Here is an 11,878-nt window from a genome sequence, read left to right as displayed (position 1 = left end):
CCCGAGGAGCATTCTTGCGCCACACCTCTCCCTCTCCCCGCACCTGGTTCATCACCGGCGCGAGCCGCGGCCTGGGGCACGCGCTCGCCGTCGCCGCGCTCGAGCGTGGCGACCAGGTCGTCGCCACGGCGCGGACGGCGAACACGAACGCGTTCGACACCCGGCACCGTGACCGCGTCCTCGCGCTGCCCCTGGACGTCACCGACAAGAGCGCGGTCGACGCCGCGGTGTCGTCGGCCGTCGATCGCTTCGGCCGCCTCGACGTCGTCGTGAACAACGCCGGCACCCTGTCCATGGGCATGGTCGAGGAGTTCACCGAGACCGAGGCCCGCGCCCAGCTCGAGGTCAACTTCTTCGGCGCGCTGTGGGTCAGCCAGGCGGTGCTGCCGCACCTGCGGGCGCAGGGCTCGGGGCACCTGCTCCAGGTCTCGAGCATCGCCGCGCTCGGCGGCTTCCCGAGCACGGGGCTGTACAGCGCGAGCAAGTTCGCGCTCGAGGGCATGAGCGAGGCCCTCGCGGCGGAGGCCGCGTCGTTCGGCGTGAAGGTCACCGTGGTGCAGCCCGGCGGCTACTGGACCGACCTGTACACGAGCATGGCCTCGACCACCCCCGCCGAGCCGTACGCGCCCCTGCGCGCCGAGCTCGAGCGCCAGTGGGCCGACGGGTCGGTGGACAGCGACCCGCGGCTCGCCGCCGAGGCGATGCTCACGCTCGTCGACAGCGACGACCCTCCGCTGCGCCTGCTCCTGGGCAGCATGGTCTACGACGTCGCACAGCACGTCACGGCCCAGCGCCTCGAGACCTGGGCCGCGTGGGAGCACGTCAGCCGCGCCGCCGAGCAGGCCGTGGCCCAGCCCGAGGCAGCGCACTGACGGCCCACCACCCGGCGAGCGCCCGCACCACGACGCCCGACGCCGCCCCGCCCCCCGGACCCCGTCCGCGCCGCAGCCCCGCCCCCGACAAGGAGACACCATGTCCCCGGCAGAGTTCCCGGACCCTTCGCCCTGCTCCGCCTGGACCGGCCTGGTGCCGGTCGACGACACCGCGCTCGCCGTCCGCGACAGCGGCGGCGACGGCATGCCGCTGCTCTACTGCAACGGGCAGTTCGCGACGCAGCGCTACTGGAAGCGGGTCGTCGCCGCGCTCGGCCCCGGGTACCGGCACCTCACCTTCGACGAGCGCGCCCGCGGCCGTTCACGCACCTCGGCCGACTACACCTTCGAGGCCGCGGTCCGCGACGTCGCCGCCGTGCTCGACGCGCGCGGCGTCGAGCGGGCGCTCCTGGTCGGCTGGTCCTACGGCGCGGTCGTCGCGGCGCACTGGGCCGACCGTCACCCCGAGCGGACGGTCGGCATCGTCCTCGTGGACGGCGCGTTCCCGCACGACTGGCTCGACGACGCGATGGAGGAGCGCATCCGGATGCTGTTCCGGCGCCTCGCCTTCCTGCGGCCCGTGCTGCGACCGCTCGGCCTGCTCCCGCAGATGACGGCCGCCCAGCAGGCGGAGAGCAACATCGAGCTCGGGAGGATCTCCCGGGAGCGGGAGCTCGCTCCCGTGCTGGACCGCATCACCGTGCCGACCCGGTACGTCGTCGCCTCGGGGACGTCGTTCGGCAGCCGCGGCGACGAGCAGGAGGTCATCCGCGCGAGCCTCGACCAGGTGACGCTCCGCAACCCGCACGTCGCGCTCGCGGCCAAGGTGCGGAGCAACCACGGCGCGATCCTCCGCAAGGACGCGCCCGCCGTCGCGGCGGCGGTGGAGGCCGTCGCGACGCTCGCGGCGGACTCCCCGGGCACGCCGGGCTCCTAGGGTGGGGGGACGACCCGAGGAGGACGACGTGCTCGACCCGAGCGAGACCGACGGCCAGCCCGCCGTGCGGCGCGACGTGCGACCGCACGGGCACGGCGCATGACCACGACGTTCCGTCCGGGGACGGTCCGCGAGGCCACGGGCGGCATCGTCGCCCTGGGCCTCGCGACGTTCGTCGCCATCACGACCGAGCTGGTGCCCGTCGGTCTCCTGCCGCTCCTCAGCGCGGACCTGGACGTCACGGAGTCCGTCGCGGGGCTGCTCGTCACGGCGTACGCGGTCATGGTCGCGGCGCTCGCCGTGCCGCTCACGCTCGGCACGGCGCGCCTCCCGCGCAAGGGCCTGCTGCTGACGACGCTCGTGCTCTACACCGTGAGCAACGTGCTCGTCGCCGTCGCGCCGACGTTCGCCGTCGTCGCGGCGGCGCGGGCGCTGGGCGGCGCGTCGCACGCGGTGTTCTTCTCGGTGAGCATCGGGTACGCGTCGCGGCTCGTGCTGCCGCACCTCACGGGGCGCGCGCTCTCGCTCGTCACCACGGGCGCGGCGGTCGGGTTCGTGCTCGGCGTCCCGCTGACGACGACGCTCGGGACGGCGATCGGCTGGCGTCCCGCGTTCGGCGTCCTCGCGGGCGCGTGCGCGCTGGCCACCGTGCTCATCGCGTTCCTGCTGCCGCCCGTGCCGGGGGGCGGGGCTCCGCCGTCGGACGCGTCGAGCGGGAGCCGGCGCTCCGCGCTCGCGGTGGCGACGACCACCAACTCCCTCGCGTACCTGGGCCAGTACACGGTCTACACCTTCGTGTCGCTCCTGCTCCTGGGCGCGGGCCTCCAGGAGTCGGCGCTCGGCCCGGCGCTCCTCGTGCTCGGGGCGCTCGGCCTCGTCGGGACGGCGTTCGCCGCCGCGCGCCTCGACCACCGGCCGCGCCGGACGACGGTCGTGACGCTCGTCGCGGTCGTGGCGGGCATGCTCGCGGTCGGGCTCGCGTTCCCCGGAACCGTCGGGGTGCTCGTCGCGATCGGGGTGTGGAGCGCGGGCTTCGGCGCCGTCGCGCCGGTGTTCCAGGCGGCGGCGATCCGCGCGCACGGGGCGTCACCGGATCTCACGGGCGCGCTCGTCAACGCGACGTCGAACGTCGGCATCGGCGGCGGCGCCGCGCTCGGCGCGCTCGTCCTCGCCCGCTCCGGCCTCGACGTCGTCCCCTTCGTCGGGGCGGGGATCGTCGCCGTGGCGCTCGTCGTGGTCCTCGTCGCGCGGCGCACGTTCCCCGCGGCGCCGACCGCGGCGGTGACGGACGCAGCGGTGACGGACGCGGCGGTGACGGACGCGGCGGTGACGGAAATGCCCTCCGACCAGGAGCACCCGCGCGCCTAGGGTGGCGGGATGACGACGACGGTCAGGCAGGTCCAGGTCACGTTCGACTGCGCGCAGCCGGAGCGCGTCGCCCGGTTCTGGTGCGAGGTGCTGGGCTACGTCCCGCCGTCGCCCCCGGAGGGCTTCGCGACGTGGGACGACGCGAACACCGCGCTGCCGCCCGAGCAGCGGGACGCGTGGTTCGCGTGCAGCGACCCGACCGGCGCGGGTCCGCGCCTGTACTTCCAGCGGGTCCCCGAGGGCAAGGTCGTGAAGAACCGGGTGCACCTCGACGTGCGCGTCGGCACCGGGCTCGTCGGCGCCGAGCGTCTCGCCACGCTCGAGGCCGAGCGCGACCGGCTCGTCGCCCTCGGCGCGACGTGCGTGCGCGTGATGGTCGCGGACGAGGAGAACGAGTCGTGCATCGTCATGCAGGACGTCGAGGGCAACGAGTTCTGCCTGGACTGACCCCGAGACTGCTGACCGCGGAGCCCGCTCGCCGCGCTGCGGCTCAGCGCAGGAACGGGTCCATGATGGCGGCCACCGCCTCGGCGGCGCGGTCGGCGTCCGCGCCGGCGATCGCCTCGACCAGCTCGTGGTGGTGCCGGTGCGCCGCGTCCTCGTCCTCGTTCTCCTCGTCGCGCATGTGGACGGCGAAGACGTCGAGCATGCTCGAGTACAGCGTCACGTACAGGGGGTTGTGCGTCGCCTCCACGATCGCGCGGTGCAGGTCGAGGTCCGCGCTCGCACGCGCGTCGAGGTCGTCGGTCGACCACGCCGCCTCCCGCCGGTCGCGCAGCTCGCGCAGCAGCGTGACGTCGGCGTCCGTGCGGCTCGCGGCGGCGAGCGACGCCGCGGTGCTGTCCAGGGCGAGGCGCAGCTCCAGGTAGTGGCGGCGGCTCCCCCCGGCGAGCTGGCGCTCGAGGGTGCCGGTCAGCTCGGAACGGGAGATGACGAACGTGCCGCGCCCCTGCTCGCGGCGCAGCAGGCCGGCGTGCACCAGCGACTGGAGCGCCTCGCGGACCGTGTTCCGCCCGATGCCGAACTCGGCCACCAGGGCGACCTCGGTCGGGATGCGCTCGCCGACCGGCCAGCGACCGGAGACCACCTCGTCGCGGAACCGTGCCGCCGCCTGGTCGATGAGTCCTACTCGACGCAGCGGCTCGCGCGTGTCAGACTGCCCAGGATTCATCCCATGATCCTATCGTCGGCCGACCTCACAGCGGAGCTCTTCATGGCCACACTCTCCCCTACCCGCGTCCCCGCAGGGCGTGTCCGCCTCACCCTGTGGGCCGGGCTGGCCGTCGCGCTGACGGCGATCAACCTCCGGACGGCCGTCACGGGGTTCACCCCGCTGCTGGAGACCATCGGCGCCGACCTCGGCTACGGCGTGGCCGTCGCCGGGCTGCTCGGCACCGTCCCCGCGGTGTCGTTCGGTCTCTTCGGGTTCCTCGCCCCGGTGGTGACGCGCAGGTTCGGCCTCGAGCGCACGGCCACGGTCGCGCTGGGGCTGACGGCCTTGTCGCTCGTGCTGCGCGCCGTCTCCCCGTCGACCGGCTGGCTCGTGGCGTCGACCGTGCTGGCCCTCGCCGGGATCGGCGCGGCGAACGTCGTGATCGTCCCCCTGGTGAAGGCGTGGTTCCCCGACCGGATCGCCCTGTGGACGTCGCTCTACCTGATCCTCATGCAGACGGGGCAGTTCGTCGCCCCGCTCCTGGCCGTCCCGGTCGCCGAGGCGACCAGCTGGCGGTTCTCCGTCGGGATCTGGGCGGGCCCGGCGGCGCTGGCCGCCGTCGTCTGGCTCGTCCTGGCGACCCGCCTGCCCGCCGACCACCACGCACCCGCGGCGACCGCCGCCTCCGGGACGAGGCCGCGGATCGGACGGTCGTCGACCGTGTGGGGCCTCGTCGTCCTGTTCGCGGCGATCTCGCTGTCGAACTACGGGATCATCACCTGGGTCCCGGCCGTCCTCACCGACGCGGGCGGCAGCGCCGCGCTCGGCGGCACCATGGTCGCCCTCTACTCCGCCTGGGGCATGGTCGCCGCGCTGGTCGTGCCGCACCTCGCCACGCGGCTGGCGAACCCGTTCGTCGTGGTCGTCGTGTGCGCCGTCGTGCTCGTGACCGGGTACCTCGGCCTGCTCCTCTCCCCGCTCGACGGCACCGTGCTCTGGATGTGCGCGCTCGGCATCGGGGTGAGCACGTTCCCCCTGTGCATGACCCTCATCAACCGGCGGACCCGGACGCCGCAGTCCGCGTCGGCCGTGTCCGGCTTCGTCCAGGGCCTCGGGTACGCGCTGGCGTGCTTCGGCCCGATCGGCCTCGGCCTGCTGCGCGAGGCGACCGGGTCGTGGTCGATCCCGCTCCTCGTGCTCGCCGCCACCGCGGTCCCCGGCGTCGTCGGCGGCTGGTTCGCGTGCCGCCCGCGCTTCGTGGAGGACACCGTGCCCCCGGCCCCGGAGCCCGTCGCCGACCGGCTGCCGCCGCGCTGATCGCTACCTGCACGAACCTCGCACGTCGGGCGCACCGGCGGCGCCCGACGGTGCGCCAAGGTCGTCCCCATGCTCCTCTCGCCGGCCGACACGGTCGCGCTCGTCGCCCTGTGCGCCGCCACCCTCGTCGTGACCGGGGCGATCTCGACGCATACCGGGCCGAGCAGCCGGCTCGCGGACGCGGCACGCCGCGCGTCGCCGTCGTTCCTCGTCGCCCTCGTGCTTATCGGCGCGGTGGCGGCCACGCAGCTCGGCACCGACGAGTCCTTCTGGTACCGGCACGGTCTGGTCGGCCTGTTCGCCGGGCTCGCGCAGTACGCGGCCGTCCTGATCGCTGCGCTGGCGGTCGTCGTCGGGGTCGGACGGCTCGTGGTCGCCGCCGCCCGACGGCGCGTGCCGGCTCCACCGAGCACCTCGACGCCCGTCGGGCCGCGCACCCCGACGTCCGCGGAGCCCAGGACGCGGGAGGCGACGGACGACACGCTCGTCCGACGCCGCACCGGGCCGTGGGTGGCCGTCGCGACCGGGACGGCGCTGCTCGCCGCGCACGTCGCCGTCCGCGCGCTCTCCGGCGACGGGTTGCTCGTGCTGCACGGCGTCGCGCTCCGGGCCGCCTGGGTGAACGTCCTGGTCCCCGCCGGGCTCGGGCTCGTGCTGGCCGGGTCGTGGGTGCTCAGTGTCCGGGGGCGGCGACCCGAGGGCTCGTGGCGCCTTCCCGCAGGCGCGGAGGTCGCCGGGTGCCTCGTGGGCGTCGGCCTGCTCGGAGGCGCGGCGCTCGACCTGGCCCTGACCGGGGGCACGACGACGCTCGTGCTCCCGGCGCGCGCGGGGGCGACGTGCGACGTCGTGGTCGAGCAGTGGACGTTCCTGTTCACGGGTGGAGTCGACGTGCTCGCTCTGCCCCACGGCGACGTCGTCGCGACGAGCGTCCTGACCGACGGCCCGGTCACTCTCGAGGAGCGCTTCCCGTTCCGCGAGCCCCCGGCCTTCTCGGCGTACGACCTCGCCTGGGACGAGCACGGCGCGACGCTCTCGTTCGACGCCTCCGACGAGGAGACCCCGTGGGAGGTCGTGCGGGTCGACTGCCCGTGAAGCACCTCAGCCGCAGGGCAGCAGGGCGGAGCGGGTCTCGGTCACGTCGGCGAGCTGGACGTGCGCGCCGTCCGCGGTGAAGCCCACGGCGTACCGACCGTCGCGGAGGGGGTAGCCGACCAGGTCGGGGATCGTCGTCACGCGCGTCACGACCGACCCCGACCCGGAGTAGAGCGTGACCGGCCCGGTGAAGATGTCCTCGCTCTGGCGGACGACGATCGTGCAGGCACCCGCGGGGTCGCGCGCGACGACGACGTCCGTGCCGGTCGCTCGCACGGCGTGCCCGGTCACGGTCCCCACCAGGAGCAGCGCACCGGCCGCGCATCCCACCCGAGCCCAGAAGCGCCCGAACGGCATGACCGCCACGCCCCGCTGACGCTGCCGCGCCCTCGTGACGACCGCGCCGACCTGCACCGCCGCCAGGACGAGGACGACCAGCGGCCATCCTGCCTGCGCGACGGCGAGATCGAGCAGCGCCTGCAGAATCCTCGCGATCCACCACCCGCCCGTCAGCGCGAGCACCGCGGTGAGGGCTGTCGCGACAGCCCCGACCCAGACGACCGCGCCCTCCCACACGCGCACCGGCCCGGGACGACGAAGCAGGGCACGCGCCACCACGCCGGCTGTTGCGGCCACCCCCAGCGCGGCGAGGGAGGTCACGGTCGGGTCCAGCGCTCCCCCGGGACCGACCAGCAGCAGCCGGTCGGCGAGCGCGGGGACGAGCGCACCGGTCGCGAGCACCGCCGCGGCGAACACCGCGAGGACGGTCCCGGCCCGCCGCCGTCGGTCTCGCGGCGCCGGCTCGCGGACGGTCCCGTCACCGGCCACGGCGCCGTCACCCGCGCCGGGATCGAGGTCGCCGATCGGCTCTGCACCGGGACGGTGGGGCGTCGTCACGCTCCGCACCCTAGATGCCTTCACGCCCGTCAGATCGGCCGCGCACAGGATCGGCGCGGGCTTCTCACAGGTGCACTCTCCGAGCGGAAGACGACCTGGTGCCGGGCCGCGTGCCAGACCCCAGGACCCCGGAGGCCCCTCACCGGGGCGACTGCGCATCAGGCCGTGGCGACGACCCCTCGTGGAGCGACGGCCGGGGCGTCGGACGGGCCGTCGCTCGGGGTCCAGATGCGGTTGCGCAGATCGAGGCCGCGGATCACCTGGACGCGGTAGGGGTCGAGGCGCAGGACGTGGAGCGTCGGGTCCGCCGGTAACGTCCAGAAGGCGCCGAGGTCATAGCCGGCACCCTCCGGGCTGGTTCGCGCGTAGAGGTCCCAGACGTGGCGGCGGTCCCGCTCGTCGTCGACCCACTCGGCGACGACGTCCGCCGCCGCGAAGTCGCTCCCGCGAGGCGCCCAGTAGGAGAAGCTCGCGTGCGGGTTGTTCGCGAGGTGAGCGACCTTCACCGGCGTGCGGTAGGTCGCGAGCCAGCCCAGCGGGGCGCCGTCGACCACGACGTTCCCCGCCCTCGAACACGACCTGGGGGCCGTTATCCGACGGATAACGACCCCCATGTCGTGTTCGGCACCGCGAGGGTGGTCCGGCCCCCTTACTGGCCCGTGAACGTGAACTGCGAGCCGGGCTCCTTCGCGACGTCGCCGTCACGCGAGTTCGTGACGGTCACGTTCGACAGGATCGCGTTGCCGCGGGCGCCGCCCATCGCGAGGATGCCCGAGCCGTTGTTGGACTGGTCGATCCGCACGTTCGTGATCTTCACGTCCGGCATGTTCCCGCCACCGTTCTTGAACTGGATGCCGTCGTACGTGGAGTCGACGATGTCGGTGTCGCGGATGGTGACGCCGACGATGTCGTGCGTCTGCGGGAAGATCGTGATCGCGCCGAACTCCTGGTCCTCGTTCCAGAACGCCCCGCCGGTGCGGTAGAGCCCGTTGTTGGCGATGAGCGTCGTCCCCGAGAACGGCAGGGGGTCGTGGTCGGTCGCCAGCATGATGCCGGGGTAGTTCATGGTGTCGTAGACGAGGTTGTTCTCGATCGAGTTGTCGTAGCCGCCGTAGATCGCGATGCCGTTGGCACGCCACGGGAGCTGGACGGTGTTGTTGCGGAACGTGTTGGAGTGGCCGATGTCCACGGCCCGGTCCTTGACGTACGGGTTGGCCCAGACGGCGAGCGCGTCGTCGCCGGTGTTGCGGAACGTCGAGTTCACCACCGTCGAGTTGCGCGTCCCGTTGCTGAAGTTGATGCCGTCCGCGTAGGTGTTGCGGATCCGCATGCCGGAGAAGACCAGCCCGTCGCCCGGGTTCCACAGCTCCGGGATGTTGGAGTAGTCGCGCCCGACCCACACGCCGACGTTCGCGTGCTCGATCCACACGTTGCTGATCTTCGTGTCCTTGCCGAACCGGCCGTTGAGGCCGACGCCGCCCTCCTCCTGGGCGTTGTTGCCGCGGATCGTCCCGGAGCCGAAGATCGCGAGGTCGGAGATCTGGACGTTGTCGTCGATGTCGAACCCGAAGTTGCCCTCGTGCGGGTGGTTGATGACGCCCGGGGCGAGGTGCGGCGGGATGAGGCTGTAGAGCTGCGAGTGCCACATGCCCGCACCGCGGATCGTCACGTCGCGGATGCCCACCTGGTTGTGCATGCCGCGGTTGAGCGGGTCGTCGGTGAGGATCTTCTTCTCCTGGCGCCACTGCCCCGCCGGGATCCACACGCAGTCGATGTCGCCGTTCTGGTTCGCGGTGACGGCGGCCTGGATGGCGGCCGTGTCCTCGAGCCCGTCGTTCGGCACGGCGCCGTACTCGGTGATCGACGTGCACCCCGCGGGCTTCGCCAGCGGCGGGGCGACCTGCTCCAGCTCGACGAGGTCGATGACGTAGAACGCCGCGTCGTCGCCCGCGTCGCGCTGGAGCTTGAACACCGTGCCCGCGGGGAACGACCGGCCGAGCAGCGCGTGAGACTCGTCGAAGAGGCGGCGTGCGTCGCCGCCCGGGGTGTTGACGAGGCCCTCGGGCTGGTCGGTCGTGCCGTAGAGCCAGGCGTGCTTCGACGAGAGCGTCAGCTTCTGCACGAACTGGCCGTCCGCGTAGAGGCTGATCGTCTTCTCCTGGCCCCCGCCGCCGGGGGCGTCGGGGATCGAGTTGCGCACGACGATCGAGTTCGTCGGGTTGGTGGACGTGAACTGGACGTACTGGCCCGTGCTGGTCAGGCGCACGGACTGGCGGCCCGACGACTCGGTCGCGAAGTTCGTGTGCCCGAACGTGCGCAGCGCGTCGGTCTGGAGCAGCGTGCCCGTGTACTGGCCGTCCTCGGCCTCGTACGTCGTGTACGGGACGGCCGCGCCGCGCCCGACGGTCACGGCGAGCGTGCCGGTGTTGTTGTCCTCGTTCGTCTCGGCGACGACGCCCGTCGCGTCGGCCGTCGCGGTCACGGTGACCCCGCCGTTCGTCGCGGTCCACGAGCCGCTCGGCGTGACGGTGACGGTCGCGCCCGCGGGGACGGCCGGCGTCGTGCCGTTGAGCGTCGTGGAGCCGGCAACGACGCGTGTCACGGACCCGGCCGCGACGGGCTGGTTGCCGCGGTTGCGGACCTGGACCGAGAACGTCACGGCCGAGCCGACGGCCGGGTTGGCCGGGTTCGAGGAGACCGAGACGACCTCGAGGTCCGGACCGGGCGCCTCGCCCACGACGAGCTTCGCCGGGGCCGTGAACGCGTTGTCCGTCTCGTCCTGCTCGGCCACCGTGTTCGCCGGGTCGACGACGGCGCCGACCGTGTACTCGCCCGCGGGCCGGGTGCCCGCGGCGACCTGGACCTGCGCGCTCGCGCCGGGCTGGAGCGCGGCGACGGCGGCCGAGCCCGCGGTCGACCCGCCGAGCTTCCCGTCCAGGGTCGTGGCCGACGACGCGCGGTCGCCCGTGTTCTTCACCGTGGCCGTGAGCGTCACGGGGGTCGTCGCCGTGGGCGACGCCGGGGACGCGGTCACCGCGGTGACGGTGAGGTTGGGGTTGGGCGCCGGGGCGCCGTAGACCTCGAGCTCGGCGACCTGGCCGTTGCCCGCGCCCGTGTTGCCGGTGAAGCGCAGGCGCACGTCGGTGGCGGTGCCGGTCACGGGCACGTCGACGAGGTTGCCGCTGCCCGGCGCGAACGCGTAGCCGGCGGACGCCTTGAGCTCCTGCCAGGCGCCTGTGCCGGTGCGGCCCCAGACGGAGAACGTCTGCGTGCGCGGACCCCACGCGGCGTCGGGGTTGAGCCGGACGCGGACGCTGCTGAGCTGCGTGGGCGCGGCGAGCGCGACGTCGAGCGTCGACGGGTACTGCCCGCCCGCGCCCTCCCAGTAGGTCGTCGCGCTGCCGTCGACCGCGTTCGCGGCGACGAACTGCCACTCCGTCGACGAGGCCGTCGCGGGACGGCTCTTCGCGTAGTTGGTGCCGGTCGGGTCCGTCGGGCCGGTCGGATCGGTCGGGTCGGTGCCGCCCGTGGGCGTGCCCCACACCTGGAGCTCGGACACCTGGCCGTTGCCCGCGCCGGTGTTGGCCGTGAAGGCGAGGCGCACCTCGTCGACCTCGGCGTCGAGCGGGATCTCGACCTTGTTGCCGCTCGCCGGGTCGAACCCGTACGCCGCCGACGCCTTGAGCGTCCGGAACGCCGTCTCGCCGTCGGAGCGGCCGAGCACGCTGAACGTCTGCGTCCGCGACGACCACACGGAGGGCGGGGGCAGCGTGACGACGACCCGGTCGACGTCGGCCTCCGCCCCGAGGTCGACGGTGAGGTGCGACGGGTACTGGCCGCCCGCGCCCTCCCAGTAGGAGCCGGCGTTCCCGTCGTTGGCGTTGCCCGCGACGTACGTCTGCGTCACCGACGACGCGGCGATCGGCTTGCCGAGCGCCAGGTTGGTGGCGTCCGCGGCGTGCGCCACGGCGACGACGCCGAGCGGCGCGACGAGCGCCAGCGCGGCGCCCGCCACGACCGTGTGCTTCCAGGGGGTTCTCATGAACGTCCTCGTTCTCCCGCCAGGGCGGGCTCGTCCACCCGCGGGCAGCGGTGCCCGACGGCGGGCGCGACCGTGCTGGTGCCGCGCCACCGTCACGGGTGGGTCGGGTCAGGGCTGGTTCAGCGTCGGGACCGGGATCGAACCAGGTCGAGACCGGTCGGCCGGGAGTGCCACGAACGACCCGTCAGGGATGGTCACCG

General features: G+C 73.8%; 10 protein-coding genes. 6 read left to right on the top strand and 4 right to left on the bottom strand.

The window, feature by feature from the left end; all coding sequences use genetic code 11:
- The first annotated feature begins 14 nt into the window (after positions 1 to 14).
- The 4 genes from FB00_RS01005 to FB00_RS00990 all read left to right on the top strand — a co-directional run bounded on the left by FB00_RS01005 (position 15) and on the right by FB00_RS00990 (position 3,624).
- Positions 15 to 872: an SDR family NAD(P)-dependent oxidoreductase gene (locus FB00_RS01005; RefSeq protein ID WP_047230963.1), complete on the top strand. Its 858-nt coding sequence runs from the start codon at positions 15 to 17 to the stop codon at positions 870 to 872.
- A 100-nt stretch (positions 873 to 972) separates the two neighbouring features.
- Positions 973 to 1,809: an alpha/beta fold hydrolase gene (locus tag FB00_RS01000; protein WP_047230962.1), complete on the top strand. Its 837-nt coding sequence runs from the start codon at positions 973 to 975 to the stop codon at positions 1,807 to 1,809.
- A 99-nt stretch (positions 1,810 to 1,908) separates the two neighbouring features.
- Complete coding sequence (locus tag FB00_RS00995; protein ID WP_082140830.1) at positions 1,909 to 3,177, top strand: MFS transporter; 1,269 nt, start codon at positions 1,909 to 1,911, stop codon at positions 3,175 to 3,177.
- A 9-nt stretch (positions 3,178 to 3,186) separates the two neighbouring features.
- Positions 3,187 to 3,624: a VOC family protein gene (locus tag FB00_RS00990; protein ID WP_047230961.1), complete on the top strand. Its 438-nt coding sequence runs from the start codon at positions 3,187 to 3,189 to the stop codon at positions 3,622 to 3,624.
- A gap of 43 nt (positions 3,625 to 3,667) precedes the next feature.
- Here FB00_RS00990 and FB00_RS00985 read toward each other — a convergent pair whose 3' ends face one another.
- Positions 3,668 to 4,348, bottom strand: a complete 681-nt coding sequence (locus FB00_RS00985) for a FadR/GntR family transcriptional regulator (protein WP_047230960.1) — start codon at positions 4,346 to 4,348, stop codon at positions 3,668 to 3,670.
- Between the two features lie 3 nt (positions 4,349 to 4,351).
- Here FB00_RS00985 and FB00_RS00980 point away from each other — a divergent pair, with 3 nt between their 5' ends.
- Both FB00_RS00980 and FB00_RS00975 read left to right on the top strand, forming a co-directional pair.
- Positions 4,352 to 5,647: a CynX/NimT family MFS transporter gene (locus FB00_RS00980; protein WP_052877336.1), complete on the top strand. Its 1,296-nt coding sequence runs from the start codon at positions 4,352 to 4,354 to the stop codon at positions 5,645 to 5,647.
- Positions 5,648 to 5,716: 69 nt separating this feature from the next.
- Positions 5,717 to 6,739 (top strand): hypothetical protein, encoded by a 1,023-nt coding sequence (locus FB00_RS00975; RefSeq protein WP_047230959.1) that lies wholly within the window; start codon positions 5,717 to 5,719, stop codon positions 6,737 to 6,739.
- A gap of 6 nt (positions 6,740 to 6,745) precedes the next feature.
- On the opposite strand, the gene FB00_RS00970 is transcribed toward FB00_RS00975, so the two are convergent.
- The 3 genes from FB00_RS00970 to FB00_RS00960 form a co-directional block, all read right to left on the bottom strand.
- Positions 6,746 to 7,636 (bottom strand): hypothetical protein, encoded by an 891-nt coding sequence (locus tag FB00_RS00970; RefSeq protein WP_047230958.1) that lies wholly within the window; start codon positions 7,634 to 7,636, stop codon positions 6,746 to 6,748.
- A 158-nt stretch (positions 7,637 to 7,794) separates the two neighbouring features.
- Positions 7,795 to 8,190 carry a hypothetical protein gene (locus FB00_RS00965; protein ID WP_197088707.1) on the bottom strand — a complete coding sequence of 132 codons (396 nt, stop codon included), beginning with the start codon at positions 8,188 to 8,190 and terminating at the stop codon, positions 7,795 to 7,797.
- A gap of 95 nt (positions 8,191 to 8,285) precedes the next feature.
- Entirely contained in the window at positions 8,286 to 11,678 is a 3,393-nt protein-coding gene (locus tag FB00_RS00960; RefSeq protein ID WP_047230957.1) for a CARDB domain-containing protein, read from the bottom strand.
- Positions 11,679 to 11,878: the final 200 nt, after the last annotated feature.

It is taken from the genome of Cellulosimicrobium funkei (genome assembly GCF_001019615.1).
GTDB lineage: Bacteria > Actinomycetota > Actinomycetes > Actinomycetales > Cellulomonadaceae > Cellulosimicrobium > Cellulosimicrobium cellulans_E.
The sequence above is the reverse complement of the archived record's forward strand: the minus strand, read 5'-3'. Positions and strand labels throughout refer to the sequence as shown.